Here is a 22313-nt window from a genome sequence, read left to right as displayed (position 1 = left end):
GATGGCCGTGATCGCGGTGGTCGGCGGCCCGGGGGCCCCGGGCGCGACCACGACGGCACTGGCGCTGCTGCTGGCCTGGCCGCTGCAGCCGGGGCGCCGGGTCCTGCTGGTGGAGTGCGACCCGGACGGCGGCGCGGTGCTCGCCGGCGCGCTGGAGGGCCGGGTCGAGGCCGTGTACGGGCTGCGCAACCTCGCCGTCGCGGACCGGCGCGGGCTGCTCGCCCAGGCGCTCTGGGAACAGCTGATCGACCTCTCGCCCGAGGGCGGCGCCGACCGGCTGCTGCTGCCCGGGCTGACCGACCCCACCCAGGCGCCCGGGCTCGCCTACACCTGGGAGCCGCTGATGGAGGTGCTGCACGGCCTCGAACAGCAGGGCTACGACGTGATCCTGGACCTCGGGCGCTCCGGCGCCACCGGGACCAGCGCCGTGCTGGCCCGGCGGGCCGACGTGGTGGCGGCCACCGTACGGACCACGCTGCGCGGGCTGAGCGCGGTCCGGCCCCGGCTGGCCGCGCTGGCCGAGGACCTGGCGACGGCCGGCACCGGGGCGGACGCCCTGGGGCTGCTGCTGGTCACCGAGGGGCCGTACTCGGGGGCGGAGGTGGCGCGCGAGTTCGGGCTGCCGGTGCTCGGGCAGCTGCCGCACGCGGTGCGCACCGCGCGGGTGCTGTCGGACGGCGGGGACATCACCGACCGGCGGTTCATCCGCTCGGAGCTGATGCGCACCGCCCGGTCGGCGGCCGACGAGGTGCAGCTGCTGGTGCGCCGCCGCCGGCAGCGGCTGGCGCCCTCGGCCGCGCCCGCGCAGGTCGCGGCGGTGCCGACGGCCGAGGGGGAGCCGTCCGGGTACCCGCCGCAGGCGGCCCAGCCACCGCAGCAGCCGTCCCCGTCGTCCCCGTCGTTCGGCCAGCCGCCGCAGCACGGCGCGCCGCCGGTGATCACCACCGGGCCGGTGGCGCCGCTCGCGGGGCTGGCGCCCCAGCCGGCCGCGCCGGCGCCGTTCCCGGCACACGTCCAGCCGCAACATGTCCAGCCACCGCAGCACGTCCAGCCACCGCAGCAGGCCCGGCCGCCGAAGCATGCCGCGCCCTCGCCGCACGTCCGACCGGAGCAGCACGTCCAGCCACAGCAGTACGTCCAGCCGCAGCAGTCGCCGGGCGCACCGCAGCAGTACGGGCAGCCGCAGTCCGTCCAGCCACAGCCGTACGCGCAGCCCGCCCACCCCCAGCCCGCCCACCCGCAGCCGTACGCGCAGCCGCCCCAGCCCCACGGCCAGGCGCCGCAGCAGCAGCCGCACGTCACCTACGGGGAGGTGCTCCGTGCGCGGTAGCCCCCTGCATCAGCACCCGGCGGCCGACCCGGCCGCGCTGCCCTGGGCGGCGCCCCAGCCGGTGCCCCAGGCCGGTCCGGTCGCCCCCGGCCCGGTGGCACCCGGTCCGGTCCGGCCCGGGCCGATCGCGCCCGGAGCGCCCCAGCCGCCGCACGGGGGCGGGTACCCGGGCGCCCACCAGGGCGGCGCCGCGACGCCCACCGCCGTCCCCTCCCAGCTGCCCGCGCTCGACCGGCGCGGCGCCGGCACCCGGCCGGCCGTCGACCCGCAGGTGGCGCGCGAGCTCAAGCGCCAGGTGGCGGCCGAACTGCACCAGCAGATCACCCGGTTGACCACCACCTCCGGTGCCGAGCCGGACCGCGCCACCCGCCGCCAGCGCGGCCGGGCGCTGATCGAGGAGGCCGTCGCCCGCTGGTCCGACGCCTACGCGCAGACCCACGGCATCCCGCCGACCCGGGAGCAGGACCGCGCCCTCGCCGAGGCCGTCTTCGACCTGCTCTTCCGGGCCGGCCGGCTCCAGCCCTACCTGGACGACCCGGACATCGAGAACATCCTGATCAACGGCTGCGACGACGTCTGGGTCTCCCGGGTGCACCAACCCCTGCGCCAGGTACCGCCGGTGGCCGACAGCGACGCCGAACTCGTCGAACTGCTCCAGGACCTCGCCCGGCAGCACGGCGGCGGCGAGCGCAGCCTCTCGACCGCCAGCCCGACGCTCGCGCTGCGGCTGGAGGGCGGCATGCGCCTCCAGGCGCTCACCGAGGTGACGCCGCGCCCGTACGTGGCGATCCGCCGTCACCGGGTGGCCTCGGCGACGCTCACCGAGATGGTCCAGCTCGGCACCCTGGACTCCACCCTGGCCGCCTTCCTGGGCTCGGCGATCCGGGCCAGGAAGAACGTGATGATCACCGGCACCCAGGGCGTCGGCAAGACCAGCCTGCTGCGCGCGATGGCCGCCGAGATCCCGCCGGACGAACGGATCGGCACCCTGGAGTCGGAGTTCGAGCTCTGGCTGCACACCCTCGGCCATCTGCGCCAGGTCGTCCCGATGGAGGCCCGCGAGGGCAACGGCGAGCGCGTCGAGGGCCGGATGGCGGGCGAGCTGACGATCGGCGACCTCATCCCGGCCGCGCTGCGGATGACCCTCTCCCGGATCATCGTCGGCGAGGTCCGCTCCGGCGAGGTCGTCCCGATGCTGCGCGTGATGACCAACGGCGAGGGCGGCTCGATGTGCACCCTGCACGCGCGCGGCCCGCACATGGTGGTCGACCGGATCGCCGAACTCTGCCTGGAGTACGGCTCGCACATGACCGACATGCTCGCCTACCGCCTCACCGCCAACGCCGTGGACCTCATCGTGCACGTCGCGATGGTCGACGAGACGGCCGTCGGCGGCCGCCGCCACCGCTTCGTCTCGCACGTCATGGAGGTCACCGGCCTCGGCGAGAGCGGCCGGCCCGCGCTGAACACGGTGTTCGGCCCGCGCCCCGACCTGGGCGAGCCGCGCGCCGTCCCGCACACCCCGCCGAACTGCCTGGACGACCTGCGCCGGGCCGGCTTCGACGCCTCGCTGCTCGGCTCCCGGTACGGGAGCTGGACCGCGCCGCTCCAGCTGCGGATCGGCGGTGGCGCGCGATGATGCTGCTCTTCGCCCTGTGCGGACTGCTGGTCGCCACCGGCCTGGTCGCCCTGGTGGCCTGGGCCCGCGGCAGCGCGGGGACCGGCGAGGAGGGGGACGGCGACCGCACGCCGGCCAACCCGCTGGCCGGCCGCGCCCACGTCTTCTGGTACGGCGCCCCCGGCACCGCCCCCGCCCGGGTGGCGCGGCTGCGCCGGGTCCAGCTGCCGCTGGCACTGATCGGCGCGGCCCTGGCCTGGCTGTTCACCGGCATCCCGCTGACCGCGCTGCTGGTGCCGCTGGCCGTCTTCGGGCTGCCCTGGCTGTTCGACACCACCCGACCCGACACCCACCGGATCGAACGGCTGGAGGCGCTCTCCGAGTGGACCCAGCGCATCGCGGACGTGCTGCTGCTCGGCGTCGGCCTCAACCAGGCCATCGTCACCAGCCGCCGGACCGCCCCGGCCGCGCTGGAGGAGGAGGTGGGTGAGCTGGCCGCCCGGCTGCAGGCCCGCTGGCGGCCCGAGGAGGCGCTGCGCGCCTTCGCCGACAGCATCGCCGACGCCACCGCGGACAAGGTGCTAGCCGCCCTGCTGCTGCGGGCCGGGGACAGCGGTCCCGGCCTCGCCCGGGCCCTCTCCGACATGGCCGACTCGGTCCGCGAGGAGGTCCGCCAGCGCCGCGTCATCGAGGCCGACCGGGCCAAGCACCGCACCACCATCCGCTGGCTGGTCGGCATCATCGTGCTGGTCGTCACCCTCGGCTCGTTCAACACCGACTACACCAGGCCGTACAGCTCCCTGCTGGGGCAGGTGGTGCTCGGCGTGGTGGCCGCGCTGTTCGTGGCGGTGATCGCCTGGATGCGCGCGCTCGCCTCGCACCCGCCGGTGCCCCGGCTGCTGGAGGCCGACCGGCGCAGCCGGGCCGGCCGGCGGTCCGGACCGGGCGCGGAACAGACCGACGCCACCGACGGCGAACGACACCTCGGGGAGGTGCGGTGATCTCCCCCTGGTCCGTGCTGGCCGGCGCGATCGCGGCCGGCGGCGTCGCCCTGCTGGTGTCCGAACTCCGCCCCGCCCCGCCCGACCTGGGCCAGGCGCTGGACCGGCTGCACCGCACCCCCGCCGACCGGGTGCCCGACCCGGACGAGCGGCCTCGCTGGTTCGACCGGATCGGCGAGCGCTCGATCGGCCTGCGCGGCGTGCGGATCCCGCAGCGCGAGCTGTCGCTGATCGGCCGCGCCCCCGCCCGGTTCATGGCGCACAAGCTGCTCTTCGCCCTGATCGGCCTGGTCCTCCCGGCCTATCTGGCGGCGATGGCGGTGCTGCTGGACATGGGCCTGCCGTTCGCCCTGCCGCTGCTGCTCGGGCCGCTGCTGGCCGGGCTGCTCTGGTTCGTCCCGGACGCCATCGTGCGCGGCGAGGCCAAGGAGGCGCGGACCGAGTACCTGCACGGCATCGCCGCCTACCTGGAGCTCGTCGCGCTCGAACGGGCCGCCGACTGCGGGCCCGCCGAGGCGCTGCGCCGGGCCGCCTCGGTCGGGCGCGGCCCGGTCTTCCGCCGGATCCGGGAGGCCCTGGACCGGGCCGCCACCGACCGGCTGCCGCCCTGGGCCGGCCTGGACGCGCTCGCCGTCGAGCTCGGGCTGACCCCGCTGCAGGACGTCGCGGACATCATGCGGATCTCCGGCACCGACGGCGCCGCCGTCTACGACACGCTGCGGGCCCGGGCCAAGGGCCTGCGCGGCGAACTGCTCGCCGAGGACCTGGCCCGCGCCAACGCCGACAGTGAGCGGATGGTCGCTCCCGGGGCCGCGCTGACCCTGCTGATGACCGTCCTGATCGTCTTCCCCGCGCTGCACCAGATGCTCAACTGAGATCAGTACACAGGCAGTTGTGATCAGCAGTCACCACACCACACCCCGGGAGTCCCGATGAACGTCCAACTGAAGAACCTGGCAGGCCGGTTGATCCGGCCGGCCCTGCTACCCGTCCAGTTCGCCCTGCTGCTCTTCCACTTCCGGGTGGGCCGGCTGCGCGCCGCCCGGGCCCGTGGCGACCGCGGTGCCATCAGCATCGAACTCGCCCTGGCGATCATCGCGTTGGTCTTCGTCGCCGGGGCCGTCGCGGTGGCCCTGTACGCGCTGAAGGACAAGGTCGTGAACAAGGTCAAGGAGGACCCGAACCTGCCGGGCGCGGGCGGGGGAGGTGCGACCGGGTGATTCGCCGACCCCGTCGCCGCACCGACCGCGGGGCGATGAGCCTGAGCCTGGCCATCGTCTTCCCCGTGGTGCTCCTGCTCGTCCTGATCGTCGTCCAGGGCTCGATGTGGTGGTACAACCGCCAACTCGCGCTCACCGCCGCCCGCGAGGGTGTGGACGCCGGCCGGGTGCAGGGGAACGCGAGCGACGCGGTGAAGGACGCCGCGGCGAGGCGGCAGGCCGAGGACTTCCTCGGCCGGCAGGGCGAACGCGACTACCGCGTGAGCACGGACGGGAGTACGCCGGTGCTGATCAGGGTCACCGTCGAAGTGACGCCGCCGATCCTGATACCCGGCGTCACTCCGCCGACCATCACCCAGCACGCCGAGGCGCCGCGCGAGCGGTTCGTCCCCCCGAAGGCGGTGCCGTGAGGCGCTCGGCCCGGTGGTGGCGGACCACCCGCGCGCGGCGGTCGGCCCGCGGGCGGGACGGCGGCGGGGTGGCGATCGAGGCGGCGATCGTCGCCCCGGGCGTCGTCGGCCTGATCCTGGTGGCCATCGCCGCCGGCCGGGTGCAGACCACGGCCGGCACGGTGGAGGCGGCGGCCCGCTCGGCGGCCCGGACGGTCTCGATGGCGCGCGGCGTGGAGAGCACGAGGGACCTGGCCCGGACGACGGCCGTGGACACCCTGCGCCAGCAGGGCGTCGACTGCCGCGGCCTGGACGTCCAGGCCACGGACGGCCAGATCGAGGTCCGGGGCAGGGCGATCAGGACCGTCAAGGTGACGGTGCGCTGCGACGTCGGCCTGGACGACCTGCTGTTCGGGCCGAGGATGCCGCTGACGAAGCACCTCGTCGGGGAGTTCACCTCCGTCCTCGACCGGTACCGCGGCGAGTGACCGGGAGTGGGCCCGGGCGGGGCCCGACGGGATACCCCCGCCGGGGATTGGTGACAGCCCGGGGATTGGGAACGGCCCGCGCGGGGGAGACGCAAGCGGAGAGCGCCCGGGGGATGACGGTACGAAGCGGAACGGTTCCCGAGGGAGCCGGTGGGGAGACGAACGTGCGGGAGGGGGCGTGATGGTGCGCACACCCGTGGGAGACGGCCCGGCTGGCCGGGGTGCCCCGGGCGGGCGGGACGGCCTGCGTGGCCCGGGTGACTCGGGCGTCCCGCGTGGCCGGGGCTTCCTGCGTGCCCTGGGTGCCCGGCGCGGCCGGTCGGACCAGGGTGCGATCGCGATCTTCGTGGCGATCTGCGCCGCGTTCCTGGTCCTGGTGATCGCCCTGGTCATCGACGCAGGCGGCCGGCTGCGGGTCGCCGAACGGACCGACGGCTACGCCCAGGAGGCCGCCCGGGTGGGCGGCCAGCAGCTCGACGAGGCCGCCGTGCTCCAGGGCGAGGGGTACCGGGTCAAGCAGGAGTACGTCAAAGAGGCCGCCAACAGCTACCTCGGCCTGTACGGCCTCGCCGTCCACAACGTCGAGTTCTCCGGCGACGGTTCGGTCGTCACCATCACGGTGCAGGCGGACTACCGGCCGGCCCTGCTGGGCGAACTCGGCAAACAGAAGGTGACGGGCAAGGGCAGTGCGACCCTCGTCCACGGAGTCGAGAAAGCGGAGACCGACTGATGGCCGCGCCACGTGCCAAGGACCAAGCCCGAGCCGGACGTTCGGCCCGTGGCGGGCCAGCCTCCCCGGCGCCCGGCCGCCGGCCGGCGCCGCTGCCGCCCCGCCGCGGCCGCGGTGGATCCGTACTCACCGCGCTCGCCGCGCTGGTCGCCCTGCTCGGCCTGCTGGTCGGCGTCCCCGCCCTGCTGCTCTACGGCACCCAGGCGGTGGCCGCGATGGGCGAGGTCGCGCCGGACGGCCTCGGCCAGGCGCTGACCAGCCCGGACGACGGGCGGCTCTTCCTCTGGCTGCTGGTCGCGATCGGCTGGCTGGGGTGGCTCTGCTTCGCGCTCTCCGTCCTGCTGGAGATCCCGGCCCAGCTGCGCGGCCGGATCGCCCGGCGGATCCCGGCGTTCGGCTGGAGCCAGCGGGTCGCGGCCGGGCTGGTCGGTTCGGTGATCGCCCTGCTGCCGGTCGCCGGTTCGGCCTTCGCCGCCGCCCCCGACCGGGCCCCGGCCGCCTCGGCCCCGGCCCAGTTGACCGCCGGCGTGCAGCGGGCCGCGCTGACCGCCGCGCAGGCGGCGCCCGCGCTGACGCCCGCCGCCGAGCAGAACCCCACCTACACCGTGCGCGACAGCCGCCCGGCCGACAGCCTCTGGTCCATCGCCGAGCGTCAACTCGGCTCGGGGGAGCGCTGGGTGGAGATCGCCAAGCTCAACGACGGCCGGGTGATGGACGGTTCGGGAATCCGCTTCGACGCGGACCGGCCGATCCAGCCCGGCTGGGAGCTGCTGATGCCGGGCGACGCCAAGGCCCCGGCACCGGCGCCCGCCCCGGCCCCCGCGCCGCCGGCTCCGACCGCACCGCAGTCCGGGACCACCGGCACCGGGCACGCCACGGTGACGGTCGCCGCCGGGGACAGTCTGTCGGGCATCGCGCAGCGGGAGCTGGGCGACGCCGAGGCCTGGCCGCAGCTGTTCGAGGCGAACAAGGGCGCCCAGGCGCCGGACGGCGAGCGGCTGACGGACCCGGACGTGGTGGTGCCGGGGATGGTGCTGACCGTCCCGGGGGCGGCCACGCCTGCTCCCGCGCCCGCACCCGCTCCGGCCCCGGCTCCCGCCGGCCAGGCTCCGGCCCCCGCGCCGTCCGCCCCCGCCACCCAGGCGCCCGCCCCGGCCCCCGCGCCCGCGACGCAGGCCCCCGGCCAGGCACCGGGCCAGGCCCCCGCCGCCCACGCCGAGGACGCCACGAGCGACGACTACACCGTCGCCCTCGCCGCCTCCACCGTCGGCGTCCTGCTCGCCGCCGTCATGGTCGGTGCCGTCGCCCGCAAGCGCGGCGCCCAGCTGCGCGCCCGCCGTCCCCGGCACCGCATCGCCATGCCCGCCGCCCCGGCCGCCGCCTTCGAGGCCGAGCTCAAGGCCCGCCAGGACGACAGCGGCCTCGACCTGCTCGACCGCGCCCTGCGCACCATGGCCCGCAACACCGTGCGCGGCGGCAAGCGGCTGCCCGCCATCGTCGCCGCCCGGATCACCGCGGGCCGCACGGTCGAGCTGCACCTCGCCGGCCCGGCCGCCCCGATCGCCCCGTTCCGCGCCGCCCACACGCCCAACATCTGGTGGTGCGCCGCCGACTCCGGCGAACTGCTCTCGCCCGCCCAGGCCCGCAAGACCGCCGCGCCCTACCCGGCCCTGGTCACCCTCGGCTCCTCGCCGGACGGTTCGGTAGTCCTCGCCGACCTGGAGACCGTCCGGCTGCTCCACCTGTCCGGCCACCCGGACGACGCCCGGGACGTGCTGCGCACCCTCGCCATCGAGCTGGCCCACAGCCCGCTCGCGGACCGCCTCCACCTGCACCTGGTGGACCTCGTCGAGGAACTGCCGATCAGCGGCCCGGCCGCCGAGCGCGTCCACCGCCACCCCACCCTGGAGGCCGCCCTCACCGCGCTCGGCCCGCGCACCGCCAAGGCCCGCGCCACGCTGGTCGCCGCCGAGGCCGCCAGCCCCCGGGACGCGCGCAGCCGCGGCCAGGCCGACGAGTCCTGGGTCCCGGAGATCGTGCTCTGCGCCCAGCAGCCCGGTGGCGAGATCCCGGCCGAACTCGGCCGCCTGCTCGACGCCCGCCCCCGGACGTGCGTCGCCGTGGTCACCCGCGCGCCCGAGCGCGGCACCGGCCCGGTCGCCCGCTGGACCCTGCCCTCCACCGGCCAGGCCACCATCCCCGGGCTGCACCTCACCCTGGAGCTCCAGCGCCTGACCACCCGGCAGTACGAGCAGGTCTCCGAACTGCTCAGGGCCGCCGACGACACCACCCAGCACCCCGCCCCCGCCTGGACCCTGGACGGCCCCGGCACCGACCTCGAACCGGCCGAACTCCCCTCCGGGGTACCGGTGCTGGCCGCCGTCGGCGCGCGCACGGAGACCTCCGGCGAGGTGGACGGCGGCACCGAGGCGGCCGGTCCGCGGCTGATCGCCCGGGTCATCGGCACCGGCGCCAGCCCCTTCGCGGGCACCGACCCGGCCGCGCCCGCCGCGCCGGGGCCCCGCTACATCGTCAACGGCCTCGGCCGGCGGGCCGGCACCCCCGCCGTGCCGCCCGCCCGGACGGGCGACGCCGGGCCGGACGCGGGACCGGCCGCCGGGTTCGACGTCGCGCCGGATGCCGAGCCGGACATCGACGAGACCACGCAGAACCTCCGACTGCCCGCCGCCGTCGAGGCGGTCGTCCCGGTGGCCCCGGTGTCGCCGGTCGAGCCCGTGGACCCCGCCCGGCCGGTGCCGCCGCAGCCGCCCGCCGAACCCCTGCCGACCCACGATCCCGCGCCCGCGCCCACCGGCACCGACCCGCGCGTCCCGGCCCGCCCGGAACCGTCCCCCGAACCGTCCCCCGCAGCCGCAGCCGCAGCCGCCGCCGCAGCCGCCGCCGAGCCCGAGCCTGCCACCGAGTCGGCTGCCGGTCCGGCCGCCGAGCCCGGTCCGGCCGCCGTCGCCCCGGTGGCCCGCACCTCCTCCGGCCGCTCCGACAGCGACGACCTGCTCGCCATCCTCCGCTCCCCGGAGGCGCACGCCGTCCGCACCGCCCCCCGGATCCGCCTCCTCGGCCCCGTCGACGTGGCGTGCACGAGCGGCACGGCCGACCCGACCGCCCTGCTGCGGCTCACCGAGCTCGCCGCCTACCTGGCGCTGCGCCCCGGCGCCGACCACGCCGCGCTCGACCACGACCTGCACCCCGGCGCGGCCCACCTCGACCCGCACCCCACCGTCGCCGACGCCAAGAGCCCGCTGCCCGGCAAACTCGCCGACCTGGCCGCCTGGTTCGGCAACTCGACCGAGGGGCGCGCCTTCCTGCCCATCGACACCACCGAGGGCTACGCCTTCGCCCCGACCGTCACCTGCGACTGGGACGAGTTCCGCAGCCTCTACCGCCGGGGCATGCGCAGCACCAGCGCCACGGCGGACGCGGCCCTCGCCCACGCCCTCGCCCTGGTCCGGGGAGCCCCGTTCGCCGAGGCCCCGCCCGCCGCGTACGGCTGGGCCGAGGCCGAGCGGCAGGACATGATCGCCGCGATCGTCGACACCGCCCACGAACTCGCCGCCCGCCGCCTCCAGTACGGCGACCACCGCAGCGCCGAGGCCGCCGTCTTCCGCGGCCTCGCCGTCGCCCCGGACGTCGAACTCCTGCACCGCGACCTGTTCTACGCCTACGCCTCCGCCGGCGCCCGCGACCAGCTCGTCCGCGCGGTCAACCGGCTCGACGCCCTCAGCCGCCGCACCGGCCGCGACCTCGACGCCGACACCGTCGCCCTCCTGCGCGACCTCCTCTCGGGCTCGTGACCACCGCCGTGCTCACGGAATCCACGATTCCGTGAGCACGGCGGGCGGGCCGAGCCCGGCGCCCGGTGCGTACGGCCCCGGATCTCCCGGGCCGATGGACAAGGCCCGGGTGCTCGGTCGGTTTCAGGGGCCGACGTACTCGTACACACCGCCGTCGGGGTGGCGCAGGACCGCGCGGTGGCCGTTGGGCGTGGGCTGGGCGGGCATCACCACGACGGCACCGGCCGCCACCCCCCGCTCGACCGCGGCCGCCAGGTCGGAGACCGCCAGGGTGGCCGCCACGGCGGCGACCCGCTGGACCGCCTCCTCCGGTCCGCTGAACAGCAGGCTGATGTTCGCCGACGAGGGGGTGCTGGTCTCCCTGGAGCGGATCGCCCGGCACGCCGGGGTCGGCTCGGCGACGCTGCACCGCCACTTCCGGGGGCGCCGGGCACTGGCCGCGGCCGTCCTGGACGAGCAGGTCCGCGGCCTGTGTGCCCGGGCGGACCGGCTGTCGGCCGAACTCCCGCCGGGCCCGGCCCTGGAAGCCTGGCTGCTGGCCGTCGTCCGGCACAGCGGCACCTTCCGCGGGCTGGCCGTGCTCCTGTCGGAGGAGCTCGCCGAGCCCGGCGACCGGGTCGAAGCACGACACGACCGGGTGCGCGCGACCGGTGCCGAACTCCTGCGCCGGGCCCAGCGGGCGGGTGCGGCAAGGACGGACGTCACGGTCTCCGAACTGCTCGGCCTGGCCAACGCGATCGCGATCGCCACCGCCCACGGTCAGGACCGGGAGCGACAGGCCCGGCACCTGCTCGACCTCGTGGTCACCGGAGTACGCCCCCGCGCGGCGACGCCTCCGCGCGCCTCCGACGGACGGACAGTCGGACCGGGTGTACCCGAAGGACCCTGACGGTCCGCCGACCGCCCACCCGGCCTGGCTCGGGTGAGCCGGGATCTCGTAGGGTGGCGGAAAACGGCGTGGTGGCAGGCACCACGGGGCAAGGGCATCAGACGCCGCTGAGCGGCGGGGTGGGCGGTGACCAGAGATGGCGGAAACGACAGCTGTCCCGGGAGGTCCCGATCCGCTGGCGGACGCGGGGCCCTGGGACGCCGTACCGCCCGGTGCGCCGCGCAACCCGTACGAGGAGCATCCACCCGGCCCCGCCGCCCTCTACGAACCCCCGGCGCCGGTCCCCGCCCCGCCGCCCGCGCCGCCCACCGGATGGACCGTCACCGGGATGCCCGCCGTGGTCCCACCGCCCTCGGCGACGCCGCCGCCGGTCGGCCTGCCCGGCGCCACCCCCGCCCACGGCGTGGTCGGCCTGGCCGGCGCCAACGGCTTCGGCACCGCGCCGCGCGGGCGGATCCTGGTGGTCGAAGGCGGCTACGGCACCTCCGGCCGCCGCACCTGGGGCCGCGGCGGGCCCGCGCAGGCGCCCGTGCTGTCCGCGATGCTCGCCGCCGTGCAACCGCAGGTGCTGCTCGCGGCGGACGCCGTGGACGCCGTCCACCTCCCCGGCGCCAGCGACCCGCACACCGTGCTGGCCCACCTGCGCGCCGCCGCCCGCCACCCCGGACCGCTGCTCGTCCATCTCGGCGGCCACCTGCTCGCCGACAAGCGCGGCGGTCAGCTCCACCTCACCCTGCGCGACTCCAAGCCCGGCAGCGTCCGGCAGGACGGCCTCGCCTGGCAGTCCATCGCCGCCGAGCTGCGCCATCGCCCGGCGGAGTGGCAGACCCTCGTCATCGCCGACCTGAGCGCGGACCAGCAGGCCTGGCCGTTCCTCCAGGGCACCGTCTCGCCGCTCGCCGACGGCCTCCCGCTCTGGGCGGTGGTCAGCCCGGACCCGGAGCAGATCGGCACCTTCACCCGCGCCCTGATCGAGGCGCTGCACGGCGGCCGCCCCGGCGCCGATGCCGTCCTGGCGCCCGAACAGCTGCGCCAGCAGGTGTACTCGGTGCTCCGCCCGGACGTCGTCATCCTGGCCACCCACGCGCCCGACCGCCCGATCTTCCGCAACACCGCCCGCCGCGCCGACGGCCCCCTGCCGGACGCCGTCCCGTACGACGGCCCGGGCCCGGCCGCCGTCCTGCCCCGCCCGGCCGCCCCGCACGACACCCCCGCGCCGCGGCCGCCCGTCACCCTGGACAAGCCCGCCGCGGCCGCGTTCGCGCCGGGCGCCGCCGCGGGTACCCCGGTGGCCGTGTCCGTGGCGGCCCCGGTGGCCCCGGTGGCTGTCGTGACGGCCGCAGCCGGGGCCGGGACGCCGCCCGAGGGGCCGGTGAACCTGCTGAAGGCCCACATCGCCCCCACCCCTCCGCGGCCGGCCCGGCCCGTCAGCCTGCTGAAGCCGTACGCCTGGCAGCCGCCGGCCCCGGTCGGGGTGACGCTGGACAAGGCGCTCCCGGCGGATGCGGTGCCTCCGGACGACGTGCCTTCGGACCCGCTGCCGTCGGCGGCCGAACCGTCGGACGCCGTGCCCGCCGACGCCGTGCCCGCCGACGCCGCGCCGCCGACCGCCCCGGAACCGGCCGGCGCCGTGCCGGCCATCGAGCCCGCTGCCGAGGTGTCGGCCGACGGCCGGCCCGGTGACGCCGAACCGGCCGGGGTCGCGCCGGTGGACGCCGAGCCCGGGGACGCCACACCCGCGCCCGCGCCCGATCACGAGCCTCAGCCCGAGCCCCGGCTCGCCCCCGCACCCCGCGCCGACTACCGCGAGGTGATCGGCCGGATCGTCCGCAGCGCCGACGCGGGGGAGCACGCCGCCGCCGCCGATCTCGCCCTCGCCCTCGAACTGGAGGCGACCGCCGAGCACGGCGCCGTCTCCGCGCCCGTGCTCCAGGTGCGGCAGGTCCGGGCGCATGTGTGCCGGCTCGCCGGGAAGACGGCCGAGGCGGCGGACATCTACCGCGAGGTGGCCCTGACGCTGCTCCGCTCCCAGGGCCCGGACCACCCGGAGACCCAGCAGGCGGCCACCAACGCCGAGGCCTGCTGGCGGGCGATCCAGGACCGGGCGGAGGCCATCCGGATCGCCCCCGGGATCATCGAGCTCCGCGCCTGCCTGCCGGGCCCGGACGGCCGCAAGCTCCGCGCGGCCGAACGCCACCTGGCCCAGCTCGCCGCGGCCGACCGCGTCTGAGGGGCCGGCGCCCCCGAACCGGCCCGCCCCGGACATGACGACGGAGTGGGAAGTCGGCCGGCCGACTTCCCACTCCGTCCTGTCAAGAGCCGGTCGAGCGGTTACCGCCCGGCGATCGCGTGGACGAACTTCGCCCCGTCGATGGTGCCGAGGCCGCTGGCGAGGTCGTAGCCCTTCGCGGCCTGGTAGCCCGTCACGGTGTCCCAGGAGTTGTCGCCCGTGGTCACGTCGACCAGGCCGCTCCACTGCTGCGGGAGCAGGTTGAGGCCGTAGAGGCGCCAGTTGAGCTGGCCGAGGCGGTGCCCGGCGAGCTGGTCGGCGAGGGCGACGACGCCGGAGAAGATCGGGGTCGCCTCGCTGGTGCCGCCGGTGAGGTGCCAGCCGACCGAGGTCGGGTCGTACGACTCGTACGTCCAGGCGCCGCCGTCCACGGCCGCGCTCATGCTGATGTCGGGGGTGCCGCGGTGGTTGCCGGTGACGTTGGCGACGCCGGCCTGGTACAAGGGGCGCTCGAAGATGCCGGAGACCCCGCCACCGCCCGCGCCGTACTTGTCGTGCCAGACCTTGTCGGGCGCGGTCCGCTTGCCGGCGTCGTCCAGGCTGAGCTGGGTGCCGCCGATCGAGGTGACCAGCGGGTCGGAGGACGGCCAGGAGTTGACCCGGTACGGGTAGAGGTCGGTGCCGTTCTCCTGGGCGTCGGTCGCGCCGTTGTCGCCGGAGGCGGCGAGCACGGTGACGTCGCGGGCGGCGGCCTCCTTGAAGGCGTAGCGCAGGTCGGTCAGGGACTTGAAGTCGCCCTTGTCGTAGCCGGGGAAGGTGTTCTCGGTGGCGCCGAAGCTCTGCGAGATCACGTCGGCCCGGCCGGACTTGATGAGGGCCCGCTCGGCGTCCATCATCTCGGGCAGACCGGTCGTTCCCTCGGTCTCGGCGACGCCGGTCTCCACCAGGACGATGTGCGCGTCGGGGGCGATGGCGTGGGCGTACTCGACGTCCAGGGTGGTCTCGCCGGCCCAGCCGGTGTGGTCGGGGTTGGTGGGGTCGAAGACCGGGACGTTGCCCCACTTGACCACCTCGACCTGGGTGTCCGGGATGCCCCACTGCTTGTCGAAGACCTCCAGGTCGTGCTGGATGGTCGGCGAGCCGAAGGAGTCGACGATGACGATGGTGCGGCCCTTGCCGGTGACACCCTCCTGGTACAGCGGGTCCAGGTTGTAGGCGGTCCGGTACTGGAGCGGGGAGTAGCAGTGGATGCCGATCTGGCTGACGCACTGCGAGGTGGAGAGCGGGGCCGGCCGCCCGACGGCGCTGGTGTGGCCGCTGGAGGCGGGGCGGACGTGGACGCCGGACGCCGGGTGCGCGGAGGCGGGGGACGCGGCGGAGGCGGCGCCGAGCGCCGGCACGGAGACACTGGCGGCCGTGAGGGCGGTGGCCCCGGCGGCGAACAGGGCCAGGGCGCGGCGGAGGGTGGCGGGGCTGCCCATGGGACTCCTTGGGACGCAGGGCCCGACCTGGTCCGGTCGGGTCGGTCCGGCCATCCCATCGAGAGCCGCATGATCATGCCATAGTCATTTGGAACCGTCGGCATGGTCATGCCTGACCACGAGAAAAGGTAAAGGCCGTCCCAGGTGAAGGTAACCCGGCACCGGGGACGGCATGCTGATGAAACGTCAGATCATCTCACCGGGCTCCACCATTGACGTACAGCGTCTGCCCGCTGACGTACGAGGCGTCCTCGCTCGCCAGGAAGGCCACCACCGAGGCGACCTCCTCGGGGCGCCCGACCCGCCGCAGCGGCGTCCGGGCGGAGGCGTCCGCCTGGTGCTCCTCCGCGGTGGCGCCGACCCGTTCGGCCGTGGCGGCCGTCATGGGGGTGGCGATGTAGCCGGGGGCGACGGCGTTGACGTTGATGTTGAACGGGCCCAGCTCGATCGCCAGGGTGGCGGTCAGCCCCTGGATCCCGGCCTTGGCGGCGGCGTAGTTGGCCTGGCCCCGGTTGCCGAGGGCCGAGCGCGAGCTGAGCGAGACGATCTTGCCGTACTTCTGCGCCACCATGTAGGTCTGGGCGACGTGGCAGCAGTTGTAGGCGCTGGTCAGGTTGACCGTCAGCACCGCGTCCCAGTCGGCCTTCGGCATCCTGAAGAACAGGTTGTCCCGGGTGATCCCGGCGTTGTTCACCAGGATGTGCACCCCGCCGAGGTCCCGGGCGATCTCGGCGAAGACGGCCTCCACCGCCTCGTAGTCGGCCACGTCGCAGCCGTACGCCCGCGCGGTGCCGCCCTTGGCGGTGATCTCCCCGGCCGTCCCGGCGGCCCGCTCGGCGCTCAGGTCGACCACGGCCACGGCCGCGCCCTCCTCCGCCAGCAGCCGCGCGGTGGCCGCGCCGATGCCCTGCGCCGCACCGGTGACGACGGCGACCCTGCCTGCGAAACGAGTCACAGCAACTCCCTCAAGAGACGTTCTCGACGAGGACGGCGGTGCCCTGACCGACGCCCACACACATGGTGGCCAGCCCGCGCCCGGCGCCGGTGCGGCGCATCCGGTGCAGCAGGGTGGTGAGGATGCGGGCGCCGGAGCCGCCCAGCGGGTGGCCGAGCGCGATCGCCCCACCGGTCGGGTTGACCAGCTCCGGGTCGAGGCCCAGCTGGTCGGTGCCGGCCAGCACCTGGGCGGCGAACGCCTCGTTGAGCTCGGCCTCCTCCAGCGAGTCGATCGACCAGCCGGCCCGCCCGAGCGCCTTCCGGGTGGCCGGCACCGGGCCGATGCCCATCACGTCCGGGTGCACCCCGGCCGAGGCGCCCGCGACGTACCGGCCGAGCGGCCGGAGGCCCAGCCCGGCCAGGGCCTCCTCGCTGACCAGCACCAGCCCGGCCGCGCCGTCGTTCATCGGCGAGGCGTTGCCCGCCGTCACCGTGCCGCCCGGGCGGAAGGCCGGCTTCAGCCGGGCCAGCTTCTCCAGACTGGTGTCCTCGCGGATGCCCTCGTCCTGGTGGACCGTCACCCCGTCCGGGCGTTCGACAGGGATCAGCTCGGCGTCGAAGTGTCCGTCCTTGCGGGCGGCGGCGGCCCGCTGGTGGCTGCGCAGCGCGAAGGCGTCCTGGCGCTCCCGGCCGATGCCGTGGCGGACGGCGACCTCCTCGGCCGTCTCGCCCATGCTGAGCACGCCGTGCAGGTCGGCCATCCGGGGGTTGGTGAGCCGCCAGCCGAGCCGGGTGTCGTAGGTCTCGATCCGGTGCGGCAGCGCCTCGTCGGGGCGGGGGAGGACGAAGGGCGCTCGGGTCATCGACTCGCAGCCGCCGGCCAGCACCACGTCGGCCTCGCCGGAGCCGATCGCCCGGGCGGCCATGGTGACGGCCTCCAGGCCGGAGGCGCAGAGCCGGTTGACGGTGGCGCCGGGCACGGTGTCGGGGAGGCCGGCCAGCAGGACGGCCATCCGCGCGGCGTTGCGGTTGTCCTCGCCGGCCTGGTTGGCGGCGCCCCAGTAGACGTCGTCGATCCGGGCCGGGTCGAGGGCGGGTACGTCGGCGAGCAGGGCGCGCAGCACGGTGGCCGAGAGGTCGTCGGGGCGGACCGTGGCGAGCGCTCCGCGCAGCCGGCCGATGGGTGTGCGGCGGGCTGCGGCGAAGTAGACAGGACGCACGTCGTCGGGCTCCTTATCGTTTTGTCGATATCGCTTTGTCGATCATGGTGTCGATCTCGATCTCGATCGCGGTGTCGGTCGCGGTGTCGGTGCGGCGGGGGTTCTCCCCGGGCGGGGGGTTCTCCCCGGCTCAGAAGGCGTTGACGCCGGTGAGCGCCCGCCCGATGAGCAGCTTGTGGATCTGGCTGGTGCCCTCGTAGAGGGTCATCACCCGCGCGTCGCGCAGGTACCGGCCGACGGGGTACTCGTCGGTGAAGCCGTAGCCACCGAACACCTGGAGCGCGTTGTTGGCGGCCCGGACGGCGGCCTCGCTCGCGTAGAGCTTGGCGACGGAGGACTCGGTGGCGAACGGCAGGCCGCGGTCGATGTGGTCGGCGGCCTTCCAGGTGAGCAGCCGGGCGGCCTCGACGTCCACCGCGATGTCGGAGAGCAGCTCCTGCACCAGCTGGTGCGCGGCGATCGGCCGGCCGAACTGCTCGCGCTCGCCCGCGTACCGGACGGCGGCCTCCAGGCAGGCCCGGGCGATGCCGACGCAGCCGGCCGCGACGGACATCCGGCCCTTGGCGAGGGCGGCCATCGCCACGGTGAAGCCCTTGCCCTCGGGGCCGAGCCGGGCGCTGTCGGGCACGCGGACGGCATCGAGGGCGAGTTCCGCGGTGGCCTGGCCGCGCAGGCCGAGCTTGCCGTGGATCTCGGTGCGGGCGAAGCCGGGCAGGCCGGTCGGGACGAGGAAGGCGGTGATGCCGCGGTGGCCGGCCTCCCCGGTGCGGGCGAAGAGCAGGGCGACGTCCGCCCACGTCCCGTTGGTGATGAACGTCTTGGCGCCGGTGATCAGCCAGTCCCCGCCGTCCCGGACGGCCCGGGTGGTGAGGGCGGCGGCGTCGGAGCCGGTGCCGGGCTCGGTGAGCGCGAAGCAGCCGAGCGCCTCGCCGGAGGTGAGCCGGGGCAGCCAGTGCCGTTTCTGCTCCGTGCTGCCGTAGGCCTCGACCGACTTGGCGACCAGGCCGAGCGAGACCGAGACGATTCCGCGCACGGCGGAGTCGCCCCGGCCCAGCTCCTCCAGGACCAGGCAGTAGGCGAGGTGGTCGCCGCCGCTGCCGCCGTGCTCCTCGGGGAGGGTGAGGCCGAGGAAGCCGAGCCTCCCCAGCTTGCCGACGATCGCGCGGTCCACGGACTCGGCGCGGTCCCACGCGGCGGCGTACGGCGCGATCTCGCGGTCGGTGAAGGCCGCCGCCAGGTCGCGGACGGCGGCCTGCTCCTCGGACAGCTCCAGATTCATCGCGGCCTCGTTAAACTAGCGCTGCAAGTTTTACCGGGACTGTAACGCCGACCGGGCCGCGCTGGGAAGAGGCGCCTGCCAGAATCGGTCCCCACCCCACTCGACCGGAGGAACCGCGACGATGGCCCGCCCGCGCACCCCCCTGCTCAGCCGCGAGCGCATCGTCACCGCCGCTCTGCTGCTCATCGACACCGAGGGCCTGGACGCGCTCTCCACCCGCCGCCTCGCCACCGAGCTGTCGGTCAGCGGGCCGTCCCTCTACAACCACGTCGCCACCAAGGACGACCTGCTGGACGCGGTGGTGGACAGCGTGATGGGCGAGGTCGACCTGTCGATGTTCACCGCCGGGGTGCCCTGGCCCGCCGCCCTGCGCGACTGGGCCCGCTCCTACCGGGCCGCCCTCGCCGCGCACCCCAACATCGTCCCGGTGCTCGCCCAGGGCCCCGGGCGCCGGCCGAACGCGCTGCGGCTGGCCGACGCCGTCTTCGGCTGCCTGGTCGAGGCGGGCTGGCCGCGTGGGCAGGCCACCCGGATCGGCGCGCTGATGCGGTACTTCGTCACCGGCTCGGCGCTGGCCTCCTTCGCGGCCGGTTTTCCCGAGGACGCCGGGCTGTACGACGCGGCCGACTACCCGCACCTGGGCGAGGCCCACCGGCTCGCGGAGCACCGGGGGGCGGTCGACGAGGGCGCCTTCGAGACCGGGCTGGAGGCGCTCCTCGACGGCCTCGCCCTACGCTACGAACGGACCGTCCGGCAGGGGCGCCCGGGCTACCCGGACCAGCCGGAGCACCCGGATCACCAGGGCTCGCGGGCCACGAAGGCCGGCCGCAGCGAGGGGTCCACCGGGTCGTAGTACCGGTGGTAGACGGGGGTGAGCCCACCGGAGACCGGGGGCACGATCCAGCTCCAGTCGGCGGGGGTGGGCCGCCCCAGCCGCTGCTCCTGGGCGATGTGCCGCAGGAACCGCTCCGACTCGGTGTGGTGGTCGGCGATGGTCACCCCGGCCTCCTGGAACGAGTGCAGCACCGCGATGTTGAGCTCCACCAGCGCCCGGTCGCGCCAGAGGGTGCGCGCGCTGGAGGTGTCCAGGCCGAGCCGGCCGGCGACCGTCGCCAGCATGTCGTACCGGTCGGCGTCGGCCAGGTCGCGGGCGCCGATCTCGGTGCCCATGTACCAGCCGTTGAACGGCGCGGTGGGGTAGCGGACGCCCCCGATCTCCAGCGTCATGTCGCTGATCGCGGGCACCGCGTACCAGCGCAGGCCGAGCTCCGCGAACCAGGCGTGGTCGGGGTGGGTGAGCCGGACCTCCAGCGTGGTGTCGTCCGGCAGTCCGTACCAGCGGGGCCGGGCGCCGGGCCGCTCCTGGACCAGCAGCGGCAGCACCTCGAACCGCTCCCCGCCGCACTTCCAGCCGAGGTCCCGGGCGCGGGCGGTCAGCTGGGCGCCGGCCGGGTCCCCGATCCAGCCGCCGTCCCCGGCCGGGTGGCCGGCGTAGCGGACCAGCTGCTGGTTGAGGACGCGGGCGGCCGGCCGGCCGGGCCGGTCGGGGGCGAACACCGAGATCACCGGGCGGATCCGGCCGCCGTTGCCGGCCAGCCGCAGGTGCTCGAAGCACTCGGTGGCGATGTCGTCGGCGGAGGACAGCTGCCGCAGGTCGCGCACCACCAGGCTGCGCCAGTACAGCCGGCCGATGCAGCGGGCCGCGTTGCGCCAGGCGAGCCGGGCGCCGTAGGTGAGTTCGGCGGACGTCTGCCGGTAGGTCCCGGTGCGGTCGATCTCGTCGAGGACGGCCCGGACCCGCGCGGCCGGGTCACCGGTGCCGGGCTGCTCGCGGTGGAACTGCCGGACGAAGGCGGCGGCCTGGCCGGGGTCGGTGAAGTGCCCCGCCCGGGGCGGGGGTTCGGGAACGAGCGGCGGCCCGGGCGCGGGGTGCGCATGGGCGAACGGGCAGCCGTCGGCCGGGGCCGTCACGGGTCTGCGGGTACGGAGCCGGTTGAAGATCAAGGACACATCCCTCCTGCCGGACAGGAGTACCGGAGGTGTGCGGCCCACCGCAGGGAGTGAACGATTCGGCCCCGCGCCCGGGCGATTGGCGATAGGGTTTGGGCCGGTCCGACTGTCGGATCAGCCCATGTCCTCCAGTCGGATGCCCTTGGTCTCCTTCACGAACCGCGCCACGAAGAGGACGGACAACGCGGCGAAGGCCGCGTACACCAGGTAGGTCGCCGAGAGGTTCCAGCGCGAGAGCGACGGGAACGACACGGTGATCGCCCAGTTGGCGATCCACTGCGCGGAGGCGGCGACGGAGAGCGCGGCGGCCCGGATCCGGTTCGGGAACATCTCGCCGAGCATCACCCAGACGACCACACCCCAGGACATCGCGAAGAACAGCACGAAGGCGTTGGCGGCAATCAGCGCGACGGTGCCCTGGAGGTCGGGGAGGGTGACGTTGTCGCCGCTGCCGGTGGCGGCGGAGAACGCCCAGCCGCAGGCGCCGAGCGCGAGGGCCATCCCGGCGGAGCCGATCAGGGCGAGCGGCTTGCGGCCGATCCGGTCCACCAGCAGGATCGCGACCACGGTGCCCAGGATGTTGATGACCGAGCCGATGAAGCTGATCAGCAGCGAGTTGCTCTGGTCGATGCCGACCGACTGCCAGAGGATCGACGAGTAGTAGAAGATCACGTTGATGCCGACCAGCTGCTGGAAGACCGAGAGGCCGATGCCGACCCAGACGATCGGCAGCAGGCCGAACCGGCCGCCCAGCAGGTCGCGGAAGCGCGGCCGGTGGTCGGAGTCGATCAGTGCCCTGATCTCGGCGATCCGGGCCCCGGTGTCGGAGCCCTCGCCCTCGACCTCGGCGAGTACGGCGCGGGCCTCGTCCAGCCGGCCGGCCGAGATCAGATAGCGGGGGGACTCGGGGATGGTCGAGGCGAGCACGAAGTAGACGGCGGCCGGCACGACGCAGATGCCGAGCATCCACTGCCAGGCCTCCAGACCGAGCAGGTGGCCGCGGGTCTCACCGCCGGCGGCGTTCGCCAGCATCCAGTTGACCAGCTGGGATATCGCGATGCCGAGCACGATCGCGGCCTGCTGGAAGGAGGCCAGCCGGCCCCGGTACCTGGTCGGCGCGACCTCGGCGATGTAGGTCGGGGCGATCACCGAGGCGATGCCGATGGCCGCCCCGCCGAGGACCCGCCAGCAGGCGAGGTCCCAGGCCGAGAACGGCAGCATCGAGCCGACGGCGCTCACCGCGAAGAGCAGCGCGCCCGCCTTCATCACCGTGATCCGGCCGTACCGGTCGGCGAACCGCCCGGCCAGCGCGGCGCCCACGGCGGAGCCGAGCAGTGCCGAGGAGACGATCAGACCGGTCACGCCGTCGCCGACGCCGAACTTCTCCTGGATGCCGGAGACGGCGCCGTTGATCACGGAGCTGTCGTAGCCGAACAGGAACCCGCCGAGGGCCGCGACGGCGGTGATGAAGACGACGAAGCCGAGGCGGCCGGAGGACGCGGTCTCCGTCCCCGAGGGCCCGGCGGGCCTCGGAGACGGAGACCCGGCGGACTCCAAGGGCTGCTTGGTGACGCTCACGATCTTGACTCCTGGTACTCAACGCTGAGTTCGGTAGCCGAGATCGTAACCCCTCAATGTTCAAGTGTTGTACATCGGGAAGCTCAGATTTTGCTCTGAGTA

General features: G+C 75.4%; 19 protein-coding genes. 12 read left to right on the top strand and 7 right to left on the bottom strand.

The window, feature by feature from the left end; translation table 11 throughout:
* The first annotated feature begins 1 nt into the window (after nucleotide 1).
* The 9 genes from ACIO5D_RS03995 (at nucleotide 2) to ACIO5D_RS03955 (ending at nucleotide 10588) form a co-directional block, all read left to right on the top strand.
* Nucleotides 2-1330 carry a hypothetical protein gene (locus tag ACIO5D_RS03995; RefSeq protein ID WP_400793870.1) on the top strand — a complete coding sequence of 443 codons (1329 nt, stop codon included), beginning with the start codon at nucleotides 2-4 and terminating at the stop codon, nucleotides 1328-1330.
* Nucleotides 1320-2969 (top strand): ATPase, T2SS/T4P/T4SS family, encoded by a 1650-nt coding sequence (locus ACIO5D_RS03990; protein ID WP_363606494.1) that lies wholly within the window; start codon nucleotides 1320-1322, stop codon nucleotides 2967-2969. Before ACIO5D_RS03995 ends, ACIO5D_RS03990 begins: the two co-directional genes overlap by 11 nt.
* Nucleotides 2966-3949 (top strand): type II secretion system F family protein, encoded by a 984-nt coding sequence (locus tag ACIO5D_RS03985; protein ID WP_363606495.1) that lies wholly within the window; start codon nucleotides 2966-2968, stop codon nucleotides 3947-3949. The genes ACIO5D_RS03990 and ACIO5D_RS03985 overlap by 4 nt, the downstream gene beginning before the upstream one ends.
* The gene (locus ACIO5D_RS03980; RefSeq protein ID WP_363606496.1) at nucleotides 3946-4824 is read left to right on the top strand and encodes a hypothetical protein; all 879 of its coding nucleotides are present in this window, start codon (nucleotides 3946-3948) and stop codon (nucleotides 4822-4824) included. The genes ACIO5D_RS03985 and ACIO5D_RS03980 overlap by 4 nt, the downstream gene beginning before the upstream one ends.
* A gap of 57 nt (nucleotides 4825-4881) precedes the next feature.
* Nucleotides 4882-5169 carry a hypothetical protein gene (locus ACIO5D_RS03975; RefSeq protein ID WP_400649414.1) on the top strand — a complete coding sequence of 96 codons (288 nt, stop codon included), beginning with the start codon at nucleotides 4882-4884 and terminating at the stop codon, nucleotides 5167-5169.
* Nucleotides 5170-5204: 35 nt separating this feature from the next.
* Complete coding sequence (locus ACIO5D_RS03970) at nucleotides 5205-5579, top strand: TadE/TadG family type IV pilus assembly protein (protein WP_400649411.1); 375 nt, start codon at nucleotides 5205-5207, stop codon at nucleotides 5577-5579.
* A complete protein-coding gene (locus ACIO5D_RS03965; RefSeq protein WP_363606502.1) occupies nucleotides 5576-6046 on the top strand; it encodes a TadE family protein in 471 nt (156 codons plus the stop codon). The genes ACIO5D_RS03970 and ACIO5D_RS03965 overlap by 4 nt, the downstream gene beginning before the upstream one ends.
* Nucleotides 6047-6227: 181 nt before the next feature.
* The gene (locus ACIO5D_RS03960; protein ID WP_363606503.1) at nucleotides 6228-6776 is read left to right on the top strand and encodes a hypothetical protein; all 549 of its coding nucleotides are present in this window, start codon (nucleotides 6228-6230) and stop codon (nucleotides 6774-6776) included.
* Nucleotides 6776-10588 (top strand): LysM peptidoglycan-binding domain-containing protein, encoded by a 3813-nt coding sequence (locus tag ACIO5D_RS03955; protein ID WP_400793869.1) that lies wholly within the window; start codon nucleotides 6776-6778, stop codon nucleotides 10586-10588. The genes ACIO5D_RS03960 and ACIO5D_RS03955 overlap by 1 nt, the downstream gene beginning before the upstream one ends.
* A 123-nt stretch (nucleotides 10589-10711) precedes the next feature.
* Here the strand turns inward: ACIO5D_RS03955 and ACIO5D_RS03950 are convergent, their stop codons facing one another.
* Nucleotides 10712-10870 carry a hypothetical protein gene (locus ACIO5D_RS03950; protein WP_400793868.1) on the bottom strand — a complete coding sequence of 53 codons (159 nt, stop codon included), beginning with the start codon at nucleotides 10868-10870 and terminating at the stop codon, nucleotides 10712-10714.
* On the opposite strand from ACIO5D_RS03950, the gene ACIO5D_RS03945 reads away from it, so the two are divergent.
* Together ACIO5D_RS03945 and ACIO5D_RS03940 are read left to right on the top strand one after the other, a co-directional pair.
* On the top strand, nucleotides 10860-11477 hold the full coding sequence (locus tag ACIO5D_RS03945) for a TetR/AcrR family transcriptional regulator (RefSeq protein ID WP_400793867.1): 618 nt from the start codon (nucleotides 10860-10862) through the stop codon (nucleotides 11475-11477). The two genes, ACIO5D_RS03950 and ACIO5D_RS03945, sit on opposite strands and share 11 nt — an antisense overlap.
* A gap of 136 nt (nucleotides 11478-11613) precedes the next feature.
* Nucleotides 11614-13707, top strand: coding sequence for a hypothetical protein (locus ACIO5D_RS03940; RefSeq protein WP_400793866.1), 2094 nt, complete (start codon nucleotides 11614-11616; stop codon nucleotides 13705-13707).
* Nucleotides 13708-13808: 101 nt separating this feature from the next.
* Here ACIO5D_RS03940 and ACIO5D_RS03935 read toward each other — a convergent pair whose 3' ends face one another.
* The 4 genes from ACIO5D_RS03935 to ACIO5D_RS03920 all read right to left on the bottom strand — a co-directional run bounded on the left by ACIO5D_RS03935 (nucleotide 13809) and on the right by ACIO5D_RS03920 (nucleotide 18623).
* Complete coding sequence (locus tag ACIO5D_RS03935; protein ID WP_400793865.1) at nucleotides 13809-15188, bottom strand: S8 family serine peptidase; 1380 nt, start codon at nucleotides 15186-15188, stop codon at nucleotides 13809-13811.
* A 196-nt stretch (nucleotides 15189-15384) separates the two neighbouring features.
* Entirely contained in the window at nucleotides 15385-16143 is a 759-nt protein-coding gene (gene fabG, locus ACIO5D_RS03930; RefSeq protein WP_363606508.1) for a 3-oxoacyl-ACP reductase FabG, read from the bottom strand.
* 10 nt (nucleotides 16144-16153) lie between these two features.
* Entirely contained in the window at nucleotides 16154-17344 is a 1191-nt protein-coding gene (locus ACIO5D_RS03925) for a thiolase family protein (protein WP_400649396.1), read from the bottom strand.
* 130 nt (nucleotides 17345-17474) lie between these two features.
* A complete protein-coding gene (locus ACIO5D_RS03920; RefSeq protein WP_363606511.1) occupies nucleotides 17475-18623 on the bottom strand; it encodes an acyl-CoA dehydrogenase family protein in 1149 nt (382 codons plus the stop codon).
* 121 nt (nucleotides 18624-18744) lie between these two features.
* Here ACIO5D_RS03920 and ACIO5D_RS03915 point away from each other — a divergent pair, with 121 nt between their 5' ends.
* On the top strand, nucleotides 18745-19476 hold the full coding sequence (locus ACIO5D_RS03915; protein ID WP_400756498.1) for a TetR/AcrR family transcriptional regulator C-terminal domain-containing protein: 732 nt from the start codon (nucleotides 18745-18747) through the stop codon (nucleotides 19474-19476).
* Here ACIO5D_RS03915 and ACIO5D_RS03910 read toward each other — a convergent pair.
* A complete protein-coding gene (locus ACIO5D_RS03910) occupies nucleotides 19419-20633 on the bottom strand; it encodes a nitric oxide synthase oxygenase (RefSeq protein ID WP_400756500.1) in 1215 nt (404 codons plus the stop codon). The two genes, ACIO5D_RS03915 and ACIO5D_RS03910, sit on opposite strands and share 58 nt — an antisense overlap.
* A gap of 114 nt (nucleotides 20634-20747) precedes the next feature.
* Nucleotides 20748-22190, bottom strand: coding sequence for a sugar porter family MFS transporter (locus tag ACIO5D_RS03905; RefSeq protein ID WP_400793962.1), 1443 nt, complete (start codon nucleotides 22188-22190; stop codon nucleotides 20748-20750).
* Between the last annotated feature and the right edge of the window lie 123 nt (nucleotides 22191-22313).

Origin of the sequence: Kitasatospora sp. NPDC087315 (genome assembly GCF_044744345.1) — a bacterium.
GTDB lineage: Bacteria > Actinomycetota > Actinomycetes > Streptomycetales > Streptomycetaceae > Kitasatospora.
The sequence above is the reverse complement of the archived record's forward strand: the minus strand, read 5'-3'. Positions and strand labels throughout refer to the sequence as shown.